Source organism: Gardnerella sp. c17Ua_118 (assembly GCF_055804255.1).
The window spans coordinates 1,574,268-1,591,166 of record NZ_JANUYT010000001.1 but is presented as its reverse complement, the minus strand read 5'-3'; the positions used below and the strand labels follow the sequence as shown (position 1 = coordinate 1,591,166).

The window sequence follows — 16,899 nt, the reverse complement described above, 5'->3', positions numbered from 1 at the left end:
CGCAAGCTCTTCATCAGTTGCAATATGTCCAAATGACGACGCCGTCAAAAGATTCGTATTTTTTACTGTGCCGCTATTAGCGCTTGTGCCCTTGCCAATAATTGTGCCGTTGCTCACATTTTTATGTCTATTTTTAGTAAAATCATCAAGCCTTATACCAGATTCATCTTCTATTATGTTTGGAAGTTTTAGTCGGCTATATTTGTGTCTAAATGCACTTCGCACCGATTTTTTCCGCTCTAAATCAGATTTTTTCTTGTTCGAAGCAAATTTTTCCGCATAACTAGACGACACGTATATTTCTGTAAGAGAATGATGTATGTAAGGCAAGTGAACCACCTCCAACCCCAGGAGCACGGCAGCAGTTTCGCCAGTAAAATTCCACTTTTTTATCTTTATCTTGTTTGTAAGAGTGACTGCAATACGCTTAACTTTATCTTTGTACAGCAATTGATCCCAGTGATCACGAATAGCGTAGAAGCCGTAATATGGCTCGACTAATTTTCCTGATTCTAAGCAGCGTCGCAAGTCTGTTCGAGAATTGCTTTGAGAAGCCATAAGACATGACTTAGAATTCTCTGACTCAATAAGTTTTTTAAATAATTTATCGGGTATGCCGTTAATATTTATTTTCTTTGACATATGTTGATAATAAATAACGTTGTTTTTGTATGTAAAGAATTTTTTATCAATGTGGTTAAAGGCTATAAAACGTTGAAAAATCAGGAAAAGCGACGCACTTTGTACCACATTTGACCCAAATCACGTACAAAAAGCGAAATAGTTGACGCACTTTGTACCAAATTTGACCCAAAACACGTACAAAAAGCGGAAGTATCGCTCGCGCGCGGTCTACGCGCCGCGCATCACTTTGCGCGCAACTTAATCTCGCCACGCCCAACCCATAGTATGTGCTTGCCGCGAATATCCCACTTGCGCCGCCTCTTACCAGCCGCCGCCGTAATCATCATGGAAAGAATCGCCGCCGAGAAAATCATCGCTATAACAAACAGCGTCATCCAAAGCGGCCACTGCACATGGTCTTCTGGCGCCGCAACAGGGTCTGGCAGCACGCGGTACCCCGTAACAAGCAGCCTATGCGAGTTCACGCCATACGGCGTGCACGTAAGCAGCGTTGCCAAATCGCGCCCAGGCTCGCGCTGCAGCAAGCTTATATCGTGCGGATCCACCACGTTTATGCGGAACACCTTGTACCGCAAGGTCTCCCCTTGCACGTCAAAATAGAAGTAATCACCCTTCTTCAAATTCACCAAATCATCAAACATGGTAGCTTCAGCAAGACCTGTATGAGCCGTCACAACGGTGTGTCGCCCCTTGCCGCCCACTGGCAAATCTGTGCCGTACAAGTGCCCCGCGCCTCGCGCCAAAGTTTCCTGCAATGTGCCGTGGTAAATCGGCAGCTTTACACCGATTTTCGGGATTTTTACAATGCCAATAATGCCCATCGGCTCCTCAAGCGTTTTAAGGTAGCGCTTGTAGCCAGGCGTGTTGGTTATATCTTGCTGACCGTCCCCGCCGTACGGGTCGCGCGTAAGCATGTCTTTGCGCGTTGTGTTGTATCGCCTTGCGTCGCGAATATGCGCGCGTCGCACGTCTCCCGCCTGGTCGTGGTTGTACTTGTCGTACGCTGCAGAAATCTCCTTCGAAACACGATTATTCCAAAGTGTGGAACACACTGGGTACGCAAAACACAACAGACCTGCAAGCACAAACGCAATCGGCTCTATAATGCGCATCAGCGCGCTTTTCTTTTTAGTTATTTTTTTAGTTGTTTTTTTAGTTTTAAGTGTATTTTGGTTTATTTTTTTGTTTATATTTTGGCTTGAGATTGAGCGTGGAGTTTGCTCTTCGGCTGCTTGCGACTTTTCCGCTAGCAAATCACTCGCACCAGCCACACTGCTCGTGCCAATCGCATTGGAGGTACGCTTCGCCTTATTCTTAAACAACTTAGCAACAGCGCGCTCGCTCAACGAGTGGCACCAATTGCTAATATCGGCTAGCTTCATAACTCCTCCAAGCTCAAGCTATTCAATGAAATAACTCCGCACTTTGTACCACATTTAACCCAAATCACGTACAAACTCGGGAAAGATTAGAGCACTTTGTACCAGAACACGCCAGCGTAGAAACAAAATGCTCAACGCATTTTGTTTTAAGCGCTGCAGCGTGTCTTCTGGTACAAAGTGCCTAAATCTTTTGCATGATTAAACCAAACGCCACCTAATCCAGCGTTGGCTAATCACACACAATCACGCAGCCTGCTCTTCTTCCTTCTTGCGATTCTTAAGGAATACGAACATACCAGAGCCAACAAGACCGAGGCCAATAAGCGCAAAGATAATCACGCCTGCAGCACCAGTCTTTGGAAGCTTAAACCAAGAACCATTATCCTTGGTTGGCACGTTAGCAATGTTAACAGTTGTAGGGGCATCCTTAGTGGAGTCTGTACCAACAGTTGCTGTATGAACCTGATGATCGCGCTCATAGTTAACTGGAGCTTCAACCTCAACAATGTAGAATGGGTGGTCCGCACTATCAATAACAACCTTTACAGGAGTCTGGAACTTACCACCGTCAACAGTAGTGAGGTCGCCAACCTTTGAAGCCTTACCACATTCAGTTGCAGAGGTGTTGGCAGCGCATGCATCTGCATCAGACTTCTTAGCGAAGAGCTTGAACTTAGCGCCAGTGAGCTTAGTGGCCTCATTAGCACCGTCGTACTTGTTCACCTGCAAATAGCCATAATGAGATTCAACCTGCGAACCACCACCGTCTGGAACTTTAGGATCTGGCTTTGGCGAATTATCGCTCTTACCAGAAACAAAACCAGACTTGTTAGTGAAGCTGGTTCCACTAGCCTTCGAGATATCACCAATAGTGAATGCAAATTCAATTTCTACCTTTGCATTAGTGTCAGTTGCAGCTGCTGTTGCGATGGATGTTAAACCAGCTTCATTGAAAGAAACATTAATACGCTCTGCTACGGTTTCATTATCTGCTGTTGTAACACTACCATCCGATTTAATCTTTTCAGTAGTAAAAGTGACATTATTAGTGTTTGTATCTTTCAAAGGTAAAGATTTAATTGTACCTTTTTCCTTATAAACCACTTTTGCAGACTTAACAACGGTGGAGCCTTCATACGATGTAAACACACCTGCAGGAGCCTGATCGAATACGGTGTATCCTTTCAGATTATCCTTTGTCCAATTAGCACGTGGAGTTAAGTTATCGGTAGAAAGCACGTCGGCGGTAATCTTGTAGGTCATGGTATCGCCCGCACCAACAAACTCTGTACCAGTACCAGTGGTGCGAACAAGTTCCTTCTTGATCTTGCCAGAAAGGTTCTGGTTCTTTGGATCTGCCGTTACGTTGTAGTTATACGTAACATCTTTACCAGTCTTATGCGTGATTTCTGGAATCGTCATGAAGAATGGCGTAACATCCTTAGAGTAGCCAGGTGCAGCCGCGGTTTCTTCAACCTTATAAAGACCAATTCCAAGGTTAGGGAACTTTGCTTCGCCTTTTGTTGTGCCGCTTGTACCATCGGCAGTTGCTTTCTCTGTAGCATTAGCAGTATCAAGAAGCACGCTTGTATCATTTGGATTACTGTTAAGAGCAGCAACCTTCTTGGCCAAGGCTTCCCAATCTTTATACTTGGTAAGATCCAAGTTGGCAGTATCAGATACTGCTAGCTTCGTAACCTTGGTAACTTTGAACTTAGCACCAGCGATAGGAGTGGTTTTAACATTTTCACCCTTATCCTCATACTTCATGATGGTAATGGTACCCTTCTGGGTAGCGCAAGCAGCAGACCAAGGCGCACCATTGCACGTTCCAGCCGCCCAAGCAGAGCTGCCAGCAACCACGGCGCCAGCAACGCACAGCGTGCCAGCCATCGCGAGCGAGGCCACCGCGGCCACGCACTGCTTTGTTATCTTATTCATAATTTCTCCTTGTTTGTTTTGTTCTTGCGAACACTTTGAGAGATATATGTTATGTTTTGTGTTTATATTAACTAGTTTCGTCAACCAACTTCCGCCAGCCAATTCACACTAGCTAATCCATTTAGTTATCATTTTCAGTTTTGATTGAGCACAATCATGCGCCCAAACCCTCCCGCAGGTTTTACGCTGCAGAAAATATTTTCATCAGCATCGCCACCTTTCGGTTATCCACCATTCAATGCGCAGCATTACGCCGCCGCACCGTTCGGCAGTTTTGCGGATAAAAGATTTGATTGCGGGGGCAGGTTCCGCGTGGACGCAAGCCGCCGCACCTACAGCGCGATTAGCCGCCGCACGCGCACCAACACGCGCCGCCACAGCACGCCAAACCGCGCGCCCCCACTTGGTCTGGTCAAGGAAGAACCCAGCCGCCATGGCGCCCGTGCCAATCACGCACACAACGCTCATAAGCATGTTCCAGTTCACGCAATCTTCCCCGCCAGTCTTCGGCAGCTTAAATGGCTCCACAACCTTAACTGGGAAGTAAACAATGGCCCAATCAACATTTTTCACAAGCTTGCCAAAATCATTTGCAGGATTCTCAACATTCAAAGAGCTATCGCCGCCAACATTACTATTCTTTGGCTTAGCAAGCGTTCTAGAGTAAACATTCTCCGCATCTGGCTTCACAGCAAGCACAGCACACTGATATTCGCCAACTTCTGTAGGAACGCCAGCAATCTTGCCGCGCGAACGCTCCATAGTGTTGCCGTCTTTGTCATACAAAAGATCCGCTTTGCAATTACTAGAATTTTCTCTACATGGCTTTTGCTTATCGAACGAATCAGCGTGACCCCACTTCTTTTCTTTGCTCACATGGAAGAACAACTTATCAAGATTCTCGTTCCACTTGCTGTTGGAATCACCCTTCTTCCTGCATAGCAGTTTAAAGCCAATCTGACCAGGCTTATTTTCCGACCAAGCGTTAATGCCAAGATCCTTTATTAAGCCTAAGTTTTTCATAACAGTAACACCATATTGACTATTAATATTGTTGTTACTATCGTAGCTAGCGGCTATTTTTTGGCCATCCGTATTATCTGTAGCATCATTATAGCGAGAGAACAATTCCAGCTTTAAATCTGGATTATTAATTTTTGGCCGCACAATATTCACAGACGCGTAAATAGGCTTACCGTTGTTACCAGAATCTGGGTCGTCCGATGTAGAGCCGTCTGGGTAGTGCACAACAACAGGTACTTTGTCTGGCTTCCCCTCTGGCGTGGCATTCATCCACTTATGAGGGTAGAAAGACACTTTACCGAATTCACCAACCTTCTTTGTATCCTTGGCATTCTTTTTATCTTCGGTATTAGCTTGACCGTTTTCAAACAACGAGTAACTTAATAATGGGATTCCCTGATTTTCTGACTTATACCTCTTGCGCTCAAACCAAGTGCCAGCAGGCAAATCCCCAGCCTTAACATCACTCTGATTGTCGGTAGCTCCATTCGCACTCTTGGCGCTTTTAGGCACAGCCGAAGATCCGTGAGTGCCAGCAGTAAGAGTGATGGTGTTATATTGCGGATTGTAGAAGTGATTGAGGTTATGAATACGAATCGCAAATGAACGAGTCGTGTAGCCCTGACCGTCTGTGCCGTACGGATACTTATTGTCCTTAGTCTTCAACACGCCGTCAACTGGGTCAGCGTTCTTCTTGTTCTTCTTGTTATTCTCGATATTCTTCTTAACCGCCTTCTCAAACGCCGCAGACTTATCGTCGCCCCTTATAACGTAGACCTTGCACTCGTAGTCGCCAGTCTTCTGAGCTTTGCCTCCAAAACTACCGCGTGTCTGCTCGGAAGCGCCGTCCCTGTCGTATAGGTAGTTGTCTTTATCGCAACTACTACCGCCTTTAAGACGGCACTGCTCCTGCTGCTTAAAGCTAGCGTGCTTCCAGACTTTCTCGCTCTTAAACCTTAAGCCGTCTTTTTCGCTATCTTTATTCGACTTTGTGTTATTAACATGACCAGGCAGAGTGTTGTAAGTATAATCGCTATACTTGCCATCCTTGCCCTTCTTGGAGCAAACTACATGCTGATGCAAGTTGCCAACAGACTTAGTCATCCACGAGTCGAAAGTTGCATCGTTAGGTAACGACTCACCTACTTTAAGGTCGTAGCCGTTGCCCATACCAATATTGCTGTAACGCTTATACAAATCTAGCCTAAGCTTATTATTATCGTCGTCGCGCGTAACCTTCACCTTTGCATACACAGGGTGATTGTAGTTAATAGATTCTGGCTGATCCGTAGATGTGCCGTCTGGGTAGTGCACAACAACCTCGGCCCAGTACTCGCCAGCGTCTTGCCACTTATCTGGGCGGAAGGTGACGGCGCCGTATTCGCGAATTGAAGTGGTATCATTTGGTTGAATCTTGTTATCTTTCTTAACAGGATTGCCTTTATCATCGCGCTTAACGTTATCTTCGTCGCCCTCCAAGTTAGCCCAAGGGTACGTCTTGGCCTTATTGTTATCTTTATCTGCGCTCTTTATCAGCCTCTTAATCTCAAACCACGTGCCCTTTGGGAGTCTATCCACAACAATGTCATCTTGATCTTTCGTTGGAACGCCGTTGCCGTTCTTAATGCTCGTAGGCTGCTTCGAAGAATTGCCATTGCTATCAACAAAATCGCCAATCTTAAACTTACCAGCCTCAATAGTGCCAGTCTTCACATAAGTCGGGTTGTACTTTTGGTTGTCGTTAAGCTTTATCTTAAAGTGGAAGGAGTCTACAGTCCACTCTGTGCCTTTTGACTCAATAAATTTGTTATTAGTATCTAAATTAAAGACAAAGTTTGCACCGCTTTTTAGCGAATTTATCAAACGTTTCCAGCGCACCGTTATACTGCTTGCTACGCCAGCGTGCGCCTCATGGAAAGCAAACACCTTACACTCGTACTCGCCTGCCTTCTCAGGGGTGCCGCCAATCAGCGCGCGCGAACGCTCCATTGTGTCTTTGTTCCACTCTCCCCTAGAAAGGTAGTGATTGCCATCTGTGCAGTTACCATTCGCACACTTAGGGTCATTGTCTCGAATCCACTGGCGGAAGTCCTGGAATTGCAAGCCGTCAACGTCGCCGCTTGGTGTGCCGCCCTTGCCACCATTAGGCGTTAGCAGCTTGTACGGAGCCTTAGGGTCATCCTTCTTATGGCACACGGCGCGGAAGGTAATAGGACCCTTTGCGTTAGTGGACCACGAATCCAGCACAATGCCGTTATCCTTGGCGTCTTTACCAATCTTCTGGCCTTTTGTAAGCTCGCGCGGCTTTTGGCTACTCGCATTGTGGTAGTTAATATCGCCGCCAAATGCGTTATTATTTATGCTCTTGCCGTTAAGAAGCTTAAGATTCAAATCCTGCGGATTACTAGTAACCGTAAGGTCTTCTACCCTAACGGGAGCTGCAACAATACTACCATTATTGCCAGCATCTGGATCCCTAGACGTTGAACCATCTGGATACGTAACGAGTACAGGCGTGCTGTAAGACTGACCAACATTCGACTTATCTGGAGTAAACGTAACCTTGCCGTTATTAGTGTTGTCTTTACTAATGTTAGACCATTTAAGAAACTTAGGAGCATATGGGTATTTTTTGCTGTCGTAATCCTTAAGCTCAAACTTAGTTCCTTTAGGCAGCGGGCCGTCCATAATCCAATTCTTGCCATTCGATACGCTCTTAGGCTCCGCGCTTGTAGCAGTACCAACAGTGTAGTAACCGTTGCCTTGCTTTATGTTATGCACAACCGTTTCATCGTAATGCGGGTTGTAGATAGACGCTTGCGAGACAACCTTGATTTTGACTTGCTGATACTCATCCCAATGACCATCATCTCCACCATGAGCACACCAGTATGGATATATATTGCTATTCGGGTGATGAACTTTTAGCGTGAAAATTAGCTCGTGGCCAATATCCTTTTTGCGAGGATTATACTTTAGGACTCCAGTCCCCCTATCTACGCTAACGCAGCCTGGAGTGCTGCTTACATTACAACCACTATAATCAGAGCGACTAACACCATCTGGCACACTTTGAATCTCATACTTCATAGAAGACAGATCTGGCAAAGGTCTTATACCGTCTTCGCCAGGCAAATCGCTTATAGGTATATTAGTGGTTGTATCTCCCTCCTTCTTCTGGAAGTGCCCTTCCTGACCAGTAGGTCCTTCCCATTTGCCAGTTTCAACGTACGGCTTTAACACAGCATTCGTGCCAAAAACAGTTACAGGAACATTGCTTATACCACCATAAGCGCTTTTGCCATTGTCATTCTTCAGCTTCTTTATATAATCTGGAAGCATTTTATTATCATACTTAGGGTACAACAAAGGCGTTTTTTCAACAGGATTAGTACCCATATCATGTTCGATTTTATCTGGAATGCCGTCGCCATCGTAGTCAAGCGGACCCATAAAAGCCCATCTAGCATTTTCAGCTTCGCCACCAAGATTATCGGAGCCTAATGCATACTTATTAGGGATATATCCAGCTACAAAAGGTAACAATTCTGGATGTTTAACATCTGCATTGTATTTAGCCGTGATATGCCACTCATAACCGTGCAAACCTTCTCGTTCCCAAGACAATATCGCTGCAGAAAGCTTAGACTTCCAGCTTCGAACTGTGCACATACCTGCACCATTATTATCTTCATCACTACATTCACCAAGCTTATTTATACCAAAAGCTTGGTCAAATCCACTTGAAACCTTATTAGCGTCTGTACTGTACCAATTATCAGTGCCATAAAAATCAGAAAGTTTTAAGCCAACATCTGTTTTCGCCTTATTGCCACAAACTGTATCTCCTGGTTTTCCTCCCCATTTATTTGACCAGTCTTTATTGTATAACCAGCATCCATATAGCTTAAAGTTCCTATCGGGCCTGCGCTTATTACCTGTACGCCTTCTATCTATAGAAATAGAATTAAGATCAATACCTTTTGGCAAAAAAATCATTGATAAAGGCTTACCTTTACCTTGAGCATCTCCTTCAATTCTATTATCCTTTTCAATACTTTGATATTCCTTAGACTCCTTCATAAGACTTACAGTCCAAGTAATTGTTCTGTTCGTCTTATCTATAGTTGCATTAGGAAGAGAAATTGAATTGTATGCATACCATGCTGGATGATATGTATTACCGTTCTCCGAGGATTTATTAGCATCACCATTACCAACGGCATAGCCAGTGCCCATTCCATCCCACCAAACCTGTGGAAATGGATTTGTAAAGTAACTTCCTCTATCTCCAGACGCAATACCCTTCGCCTTATTCACAGGCGGAAGAATAAGCATTGCGAGAAGTGTGGCTGCGGCGAGGATCATTGCAAAGAGCGCGCGAAGTAGGGTGCGGGCTGGACGTGTGGTGCGCGCTGCGGTGGCAGAAGTGGCAGCGCAAGACTCTGCGCCACCCTTATTCCAAGCAAAAGCGCGCGACGCAAGACGCCCCACGCGTGATGCGAATCCACGTAACCCTGCTGGCAACATAGTCTACTCACCTTTCCTGGCACCGCGAATATCGTGGCAACCCCCAACACGCTGCAAGAACCCGTTCCATGCGGCTTGTTCCTCTTTATTCTTAGTTACTGCTCTTCGCTCTTGCTTGCTCATGCGTTCGCGCGCAACGCCCAAAACGGGCAGAGTACCAGACAAATCCAATACTCAAAGGGCGTTAAGCACAATATGCTGAGCGTTCCAACCAGTACCCACACAAAGCAGGTACTCCCACTGCCCAACGCAGCATAAACGTTCAGCAATCGCTCAACGCCGCGCTAAATGCGGCGGTTAACTCGAGGGCTAACACAGCGATTAACCCAGCGATTAACTCGCGCACAAAAACAAGATAGCAAAGCGCAGCTTTAACCAAAGCCCTTAGCAATGATCCCCCCCCCCCCATAATGAATTGCAAGAAAAATAGACTTTAACAGAACTTTAAGGAAAAGTTTTTATAATGATTGGCTTTTGCAAAAAAATCTATTGAATACGCGATAATAACCGAATAGTTTTATGTAGTAGGTGAAGTGTTTTGTGTAACCCGCGTGTCGCGAAAACCACAACATCTTGTGGTTTGGGTGCGCGCGAACCACAAGCGCATGCAAATCGTAAGGCTAAAGCCAGTGCCCGAGCGCAAACGCACTACATAACTCCGCATTTTGTACGTGATTTAGGTTGATTTTGGTACAAAGTGCGGAAGATTTTTCCGCGTTTTGTACGTAATTTGGGTCAAATATGGTACAAAGTGCGGAAAGGCAGGCCCTGTCGTTCGCGCGCTACGCTCTAAGCGCAAAGGTAGGTCGGAGCGCAAACACACTACACATACACACAAAACCGTAGTGCGATTGTACCTAAAATACGGCATGTCGTCGCGCAAACGTATAAACTTATATATAGGTATCATCAAGTCAAAATTAACAAATTATTTGCGCACAAGGAGGGAAAAATGGCAATTGATGCAACAGCTGCAAATCCAGCGAAATCTACAAAATCTGCAGAAATCTCAAAAAGCACAAAACCAGTCTACCCTCTTACTCTAACCCCGTTAATAGTGCAAAAACTTTGTGCTCCAATTGCACGCAAGCTCGGCGTAAAATCACTGTATCTATTCGGATCTGTTGCGCAAGGAACCGCCAATCGCAACTCAGACGTGGATTTTATATACGAGCTGCAAAATGAATCGAACTTAGAACGCGAAACATCGCGAATTGTGCGCAAACAAGAGCTAATGCAATCACTCGCCGATTGCTTGGGCAGAAAAATCGACCTAGTTAACAAAAGTTACGTAACTCATCCATTAGCGAACGAAGATGCGGAAATTCAGCGAAAAGCGTTCGTAACAACGATTAACACAAAGCCAATATTCCAAATTGTGTGAATAGCGCTTAGAACTTAAAGCGCAGCCGCAATCGAAATACACATAATAAAAACAGCAAGGCAAACATGAGCAAATCCAACAAAACAAACGACATGGTTCACGTTGCAGCAATACGAAAATATTTACGCGCAGCAGAAAAATTCATAACCAATGTAAACTTTGACGAATTCACTCAAGACGAAGAAAAACAATACGCAGTGGCTCATGCAATTGAGCAAGCTGGCGAGAATGTGAAAAAACTCTCGGAATCCTTCCGTGCAAACGTTTACGATGTTGAATGGAGGGAAATCGCTGGTATGCGCGACTGCATAGTTCATAATTATGAAGGAATGGACTTAGAAATCTTATATTTTTCAGTTAAACAGGATTCTAAAAAAGTTATTGAAATACTCACGGAATATATCGATAACAATAAAGAATTCTATACTGATAATTTGGTTGATTTTACGCGAGTAAATAAGCCAATAGACTAGACGGATTGAGTGCGCAAGTTTTTCCCGAGAATGTTGCACAAATCGGCAAAATCAACAACCAAAAGCGGAAATATCGCTCGCGCGCTGCAGTGTATTGCAAAACGTTACGAGTTTGATAGCACTACGATACAATTAACAAAGTCAAAGCAAAACACACAGCAAATAACACGAAGACACAAACAACGCGGAGGCAATACTACGAGCAGCTTAATTAGGCGGCAGATTCTGCCAGAGTTTATACCAGTTGGCGCACGAATTGTTGTGCGAACGTACAAAATCGCGCAATTAGGCGGCGGCGAAAGATTGCAAACAACCGATGACAGATCGCAAGCAACCGATGACAGATTGCAAGAAACCAATGGCAGCGCACAAAAAATCGAATACCACGACGCGATTGGTCACGTAATCAGCTGGGACGGAGCAACATTGCATCTTATGCGCGACGCGGCCGCAAACGGAAGCCGACCCGAGCAAGAAATGTTCATCAACGCGCGCACAATCGTGCGATTAAAGCCCGTTCCCGAGCGCAAACGCACTACATAACTCCGCATTTTGTACGTGATTTAGGTTGATTTTGGTACAAAGTGCGGAAGATTTTTCCGCGTTTTGTACGTGATTTGGGTCAAATATGGTACAAAGTGCGGAAAGGCAGATCCTGTCGTTAGCGCGGTCTAAGCGCACTATTCAACAACGCCGTTAGAAATCAGCTCGCGCGCAACCTCGCGATACTCCTTAGCAGTCTTATGCTCAGGAGCAAAAATCGTAATCGGAACCGCCGCAACAGTAGAATCTGGCAGCTTAATCGAACGCGAAATAACAGAATGCAACACGCGCCCTTGGAAAGCCTCGTAAATCCTTTGCAAAACCTCTTCGCTGTGCAAAGTGCGCGTAAACATGGTAACGAGCACGCCAAACACTTGCAAATCTGGGTTAATTCTGTGCTGCACTTTTTCAATCGACTGCATAAGCAGCGCCACACCTCTAAGCGCAAAGAACTCCGCAGCAACAGGAATAATCACGCCATCCGCCGCCGTAAGCGCGTTGACGGTAAGCAAGCCGAGCGAAGGCTGGCAGTCAATAATAATAACGTCGTATTCGTTACGAACTTTGCGCAACACGCCAGCCAAAATCTGCTCGCGACCAACCTCGGTAACAAGCTGAACCTCGGCTGCCGAAAGATCAATGTTTGCAGGCATAACATCAATGTTTTCTGTGGCAGTGTGGCGAATCACATCGTGCACGTCTACAGAAGAATCAAAAAGCGCCGTGTAAACAGTGTTGTCAAGCGCGTTCGCATTAATCCCAAGCCCCACCGTTGCAGCGCCTTGCGGATCGAAGTCAACAATTAAAACTCGCCTACCGTATTGACTCAGCGCACCAGCGATATTGATGGAGCTGGTAGTTTTACCAACGCCACCCTTCTGGTTACACATAGCAATAATGCGCGCAGGACCGTGCGTTGTAAGCACATCTGGCGCGCGGAAAGTCTCATATTCGCGTCCAAGTAAATCAGTAGGCATACGCTCCAGTTTAGCAAAAGGTATGTTCAGTGGATTTGCGCGTCTACGTGTAGCTACCTTGCGCGCGGATGACTCATCACATACGCTTCCATAAGCGCGTCTGGACTTATATGCGTGTAAATTTGCGTTGTTGTAACAGACGCATGCCCAAGCAGCTCCTGCACTGTGCGCACATCAGCGCCGCCCGAAATCAAATGCGTTGCAAAGGAGTGACGAAGCGTGTGCGGATGCAATTCTTTGCCGATTTTTGCCATCTTGCCAGCGCGAGAAATCGCCTCCCACGCGGATTGGCGAGACAGCGATTTGCCGCGTTTGTTGAGGAAAATCATGTGAGAATTTGCGGATTTTGATGATGCGTTTGATGATGAGTTTAAGGATGATTTTGATGATGAGTTTGAGGCAGTGCTGGCGGAAGCTTCCGACTTTTGCGCGCGGCTTGCAAGAATCGGCCTAGCTTTATCTAAATAATCGCGCAACGCACGAACCGCACACTTTCCAATCGGCACAAGCCTCTGCTTTTGCCCCTTGCCGCTAAGCCGCACAACTGATTCCGCCAAATCAATGTCCTCGAATTTTAGGCCAACTGTCTCGCTCACGCGCGCACCAGTCGCGTACAAAAATTCCACAAGCGCGCGGTCTCGAAGCGAGACGGCATCCGTGCTACCAAATCCGCCAGCAGCATCGATTACGCGCTCCACTTCGCTAATGCTGAGCACGTCTGGAAGATGCTCCGCTTGCTTTGGCGCTTTGACTTCTGCAGAAGGGTCGCTTGCGATTTGCGCGTTGGAAAGCATGAATTTGTTCCACTCGTGTATGCTTGCGATTCGCCGCGCAATCGTGCGAGGTCCTAACCTTTGCGCTGCCATTGCTTGTGATGACATTTCTTGTGATGACATTGCGCGCACGTATTCTTCAATATCTAGTTGCGTGATTTTGCTAACATCGTTGATTTTTCGGGCTTCGCGCAGCCAGTTCGTGTATTTTGTAAGATCCGACTCGTATGCTTCAACGGTTTTTGGAGAAAGCCCGCGCTCCACGCTTATATGGTTTAGAAACTGCTGGATTTTTGGGGAAAATGGCGATTGATGCGATTGAGTAGATTGATTCATGTGCGGTTGCTGCAATTCGGTCATATGTTAATTATATGCCGCTCGAATCTACCACTTCGAGTTGCATAGCGCGCAAGCGATTTTCCCGAAAATGTTGCTCAAATCGGCGTGTCGAGCAACAAAAAGCGGAAATAGCGTTCGCGCGGATATTAGAGAGTTGAGATGCTACGAAGTGTTATGCAAGCCGACGCAGATTCATTCAGCGCAACGCCAACAATCTGCTCGCCGCTTTGCGCGCTTTGAATCATCTGACTTTGCCAATCGCCTGGGCAATCAAGCGCAAATCGAAGCTCGCGCAAATCGCCAGCCGACTCATCGCAAGCAACCGCGCGCTCCTTATACTTGTATTCGCGCCAAGAATCAGCCTTAGCAAAAAACGCGCGCTCTTCCACATCACACTCATCACACTCATCGCAAGCAACCGCAGAATCGCTAGCAGCCGCAGAATCGCCATCGCTCCCCTCAAGCACCTTCTTCGCAAAACTCAACTCCTCAATCACGCTACCCAGCAAATCCGCCACATTTCGCCGATTTTCCGCAACCATCGCACGCGTGCGATTCGGGTCCGTAAGCGCAACTCGCGTCATATCTCGCCAAGAACCAGCCGACATTTGCAACGCAACATTGCGATTTTCGCTTCCACACAAAACATTCGCCAGCGCTGTAGAAACAACGTGCGGCATGTGCGAAATCAACGCCGCCGAAGCATCGTGTATGGAATCGTTCAACACAAGCGCGCGATTGCCACACAACTCAACAATAACGCGCAAAACCGCCAAAAATCGCCAAAAATCGCTGCTTTCATCAACACTAACTGCCCAAAGCGCGCCGCGCAGCAACTCCGCGCTCGAAGCCTGCCAACCCGTAAACTCGCTTCCAGCCATAGGGTGCGCACCAATGTAGCAATCGCCAAGACCCGCAGCCTTAACCTGCTCGCGCACAAGCCCCTTAACGCTACCAACATCCGTCAAAGTAGTGCGCTGCTTGTTGATTCCGCGCGAAATCTCGCCAAGAACTTCTGGCATAGACGCAAGCGAATTGCACAAAATCAAAACATTTGGCTGCATGCGCGCAAGCTCCGCAACGCTTTCAACGCAAGTGATTCCCAGCGCCCTCGCCTCTTTATACATTGTTTGATGGCGATTATACGCGTACACTTTGCAAGAGCCCGCATCCACCAAACGCTTTGCGATTGATCCGCCAATAAGTCCAAGTCCAACAATACCAACAGAAAATTTTTGAGAAAATTCAGCATCTTCTACCATAATAATTCTCTTTCTGCATGCATTACGTTCAAAGTGCGCAAAGCATCAGCTGAAGCATCGCCCGAAGCCTCAGCTGAAGCCTCGCCTGCAGAATCAATGCACACTCCGCCATTAGGCAGCATCCAATCATTCATAATCGGATTATTGCGATTATTAGAAGGATACACCGCTAAAACTCGCACCCAATCACCATGTTCAACAACCTCTTGAATCATAGCTTTGCACGTAGAATCCCAAGGAGCAGCATCAACAGTGGCAATAAAACTATATAAACCATCTTGACCTTTAATCGGCCTAGACATAAAAGAAGTCATATTAAGCCCATGATCGCGCACAACATCAAGCAAATTTGCTAACACTCCAGCACCTGTACAACGCGGAATAAAAGCAATAATCGAAGAAAAAGATGAATAGCATTCGCGATGCATGCTAACAAAACTTAAAGCCTCATCTCTAGGAGCTAACACTAAAAACTCAGTGCGCGCGCCAGAAAAATCTTCAACGCCTTCACTCACAATTTGCCTATTGTATAAATCAGCACAAATTTTAGGGCACAAAGCAACTTCGCCATTAACTAAATCCCTACAAGCAGCAGCGTTTGAAGACGCGGTTTTTTCTTTCAATCCATGCTTTTGAGCAAACTTACGACATTGCGCCAACGCGTGAGGATGAGCAACAATAGTCGAACAGTTATCGATTGAATCCGACTTGCAAACAACAGCATCAAAACTTATATCAACGCCCAAGCGAGCGATGCCAACCATATTTTTTGCATCAATTAATAAATCTAAATTAGGTATTACTACGCCTTCAATATTGTTTTCCCACGCAATAATACCCAAATCGTAGCAATCTTCAATTTTGCTAGCGATATTACGAATATTCTCACACGCAGTTGGAATAAGACGCAAAGTATCTAACGATTTACATTGTTCTTTAACTTTTAAAGCAGCTTGATGAGTAAAAGAACCTTCTGGCCCTAAATAACATAATTTGCGGTCACTACTGCTGTTCTTATTGCTATTCATGACTATATTGCTATTCATGACTATTCCTCAAACTACTTTAAGACTGTAAGACTAAGACTACTGTAAATAAGACTACTCTAAGACTATAAGTAAGACTACCTTACACTGATTTGGCACCACTTATTTAGCACCACTACCACTTATTAGCGCCACTATTTAGCGCCAAGAATAACAAAGAATTTATTAGGCATACAAAGCAAAACTGCGTGAACAATAATCACTCCATAAAGCCAAAAATATCCAGCATTTTGCGCAATCCACGGAAGATTATCCACGCCAAAGCCAATGGCAACTAGCACGCCGCGAAACGCGCCAAAAACTCTAAACCATCCAAGCGCAATCATCCACACAACCGAACAACACACAATTGCGTGCAAAATAAAGCCAAACATGCCACAAAGCATGCGAGCAAAACACGCGCTCAAAGCAACAAGCAAAAGCGCGATTACAATACCGTACGGAAAGCCGTACATAGCGCCCATTCGGTGCGCAAAAGTGCCCAAAACCGCGCAAAATGCCGCTAAAACGCATAAAGCCGCACACTTGCTAGCAAATAGCACGGAATGCGACTTTATGTTAAACATCATTTTAAGGAATAT

12 protein-coding genes and 1 pseudogene are annotated in these 16,899 nt (G+C 45.8%); 3 read left to right on the top strand and 10 right to left on the bottom strand.

Annotated elements, in window-relative coordinates; genetic code table 11:
- From NYP69_RS06465 to NYP69_RS06445, 5 genes and pseudogenes are all read right to left on the bottom strand, one after another.
- A pseudogene (locus NYP69_RS06465) lies at positions 1-558 on the bottom strand (hypothetical protein); the annotation flags it as partial.
- 308 nt (positions 559-866) lie between these two features.
- Positions 867-2,027, bottom strand: a complete 1,161-nt coding sequence (locus NYP69_RS06460) for a class C sortase (protein WP_473413069.1) — start codon at positions 2,025-2,027, stop codon at positions 867-869.
- A gap of 243 nt (positions 2,028-2,270) precedes the next feature.
- On the bottom strand, positions 2,271-3,968 hold the full coding sequence (locus NYP69_RS06455) for a SpaH/EbpB family LPXTG-anchored major pilin (RefSeq protein ID WP_473413068.1): 1,698 nt from the start codon (positions 3,966-3,968) through the stop codon (positions 2,271-2,273).
- Between the two features lie 204 nt (positions 3,969-4,172).
- A complete protein-coding gene (locus tag NYP69_RS06450) occupies positions 4,173-9,521 on the bottom strand; it encodes a Rib/alpha-like domain-containing protein (RefSeq protein ID WP_473413067.1) in 5,349 nt (1,782 codons plus the stop codon).
- A gap of 3 nt (positions 9,522-9,524) precedes the next feature.
- Positions 9,525-9,686, bottom strand: coding sequence for a hypothetical protein (locus NYP69_RS06445; RefSeq protein ID WP_473413066.1), 162 nt, complete (start codon positions 9,684-9,686; stop codon positions 9,525-9,527).
- A 787-nt stretch (positions 9,687-10,473) separates the two neighbouring features.
- Here NYP69_RS06445 and NYP69_RS06440 point away from each other — a divergent pair.
- From NYP69_RS06440 to NYP69_RS06430, 3 genes are all read left to right on the top strand, one after another.
- Positions 10,474-10,905, top strand: a complete 432-nt coding sequence (locus NYP69_RS06440; RefSeq protein ID WP_473413065.1) for a nucleotidyltransferase family protein — start codon at positions 10,474-10,476, stop codon at positions 10,903-10,905.
- 65 nt (positions 10,906-10,970) lie between these two features.
- A complete protein-coding gene (locus NYP69_RS06435) occupies positions 10,971-11,378 on the top strand; it encodes a HepT-like ribonuclease domain-containing protein (protein WP_473413064.1) in 408 nt (135 codons plus the stop codon).
- Positions 11,379-11,639: 261 nt separating this feature from the next.
- Positions 11,640-11,921, top strand: a complete 282-nt coding sequence (locus tag NYP69_RS06430) for a DUF6725 family protein (protein ID WP_473413083.1) — start codon at positions 11,640-11,642, stop codon at positions 11,919-11,921.
- Between the two features lie 137 nt (positions 11,922-12,058).
- On the opposite strand, the gene NYP69_RS06425 is transcribed toward NYP69_RS06430, so the two are convergent.
- The 5 genes from NYP69_RS06425 to NYP69_RS06405 all read right to left on the bottom strand — a co-directional run bounded on the left by NYP69_RS06425 (position 12,059) and on the right by NYP69_RS06405 (position 16,887).
- Positions 12,059-12,898: a ParA family protein gene (locus NYP69_RS06425; protein ID WP_473413063.1), complete on the bottom strand. Its 840-nt coding sequence runs from the start codon at positions 12,896-12,898 to the stop codon at positions 12,059-12,061.
- A 53-nt stretch (positions 12,899-12,951) separates the two neighbouring features.
- Complete coding sequence (locus NYP69_RS06420) at positions 12,952-14,031, bottom strand: site-specific tyrosine recombinase (protein ID WP_473413062.1); 1,080 nt, start codon at positions 14,029-14,031, stop codon at positions 12,952-12,954.
- Positions 14,032-14,156: 125 nt separating this feature from the next.
- Positions 14,157-15,272 carry a prephenate dehydrogenase gene (locus NYP69_RS06415; protein WP_473413061.1) on the bottom strand — a complete coding sequence of 372 codons (1,116 nt, stop codon included), beginning with the start codon at positions 15,270-15,272 and terminating at the stop codon, positions 14,157-14,159.
- Positions 15,266-16,318 carry a prephenate dehydratase gene (locus NYP69_RS06410; RefSeq protein ID WP_473413060.1) on the bottom strand — a complete coding sequence of 351 codons (1,053 nt, stop codon included), beginning with the start codon at positions 16,316-16,318 and terminating at the stop codon, positions 15,266-15,268. Before NYP69_RS06410 ends, NYP69_RS06415 begins: the two co-directional genes overlap by 7 nt.
- 134 nt (positions 16,319-16,452) lie before the next feature.
- Complete coding sequence (locus NYP69_RS06405) at positions 16,453-16,887, bottom strand: alcohol dehydrogenase (RefSeq protein WP_473413059.1); 435 nt, start codon at positions 16,885-16,887, stop codon at positions 16,453-16,455.
- Positions 16,888-16,899 lie beyond the last annotated feature (12 nt).

What these genes read in the sequence shown, in the direction of transcription:
- NYP69_RS06460 (WP_473413069.1), bottom strand. Translation starts at nt 2,027, where the DNA reads ATGAAGCTAGCCGATATTAGCAATTGGTGCCACTCGTTGAGCGAGCGC.
- NYP69_RS06455 (WP_473413068.1), bottom strand. Translation starts at nt 3,968, where the DNA reads ATGAATAAGATAACAAAGCAGTGCGTGGCCGCGGTGGCCTCGCTCGCG.
- NYP69_RS06450 (WP_473413067.1), bottom strand. Translation starts at nt 9,521, where the DNA reads ATGTTGCCAGCAGGGTTACGTGGATTCGCATCACGCGTGGGGCGTCTT.
- NYP69_RS06440 (WP_473413065.1), top strand. Translation starts at nt 10,474, where the DNA reads ATGGCAATTGATGCAACAGCTGCAAATCCAGCGAAATCTACAAAATCT.
- NYP69_RS06435 (WP_473413064.1), top strand. Translation starts at nt 10,971, where the DNA reads ATGAGCAAATCCAACAAAACAAACGACATGGTTCACGTTGCAGCAATA.
- NYP69_RS06425 (WP_473413063.1), bottom strand. Translation starts at nt 12,898, where the DNA reads ATGCCTACTGATTTACTTGGACGCGAATATGAGACTTTCCGCGCGCCA.
- NYP69_RS06420 (WP_473413062.1), bottom strand. Translation starts at nt 14,031, where the DNA reads ATGACCGAATTGCAGCAACCGCACATGAATCAATCTACTCAATCGCAT.
- NYP69_RS06415 (WP_473413061.1), bottom strand. Translation starts at nt 15,272, where the DNA reads ATGGTAGAAGATGCTGAATTTTCTCAAAAATTTTCTGTTGGTATTGTT.
- NYP69_RS06410 (WP_473413060.1), bottom strand. Translation starts at nt 16,318, where the DNA reads ATGAATAGCAATATAGTCATGAATAGCAATAAGAACAGCAGTAGTGAC.
- NYP69_RS06405 (WP_473413059.1), bottom strand. Translation starts at nt 16,887, where the DNA reads ATGATGTTTAACATAAAGTCGCATTCCGTGCTATTTGCTAGCAAGTGT.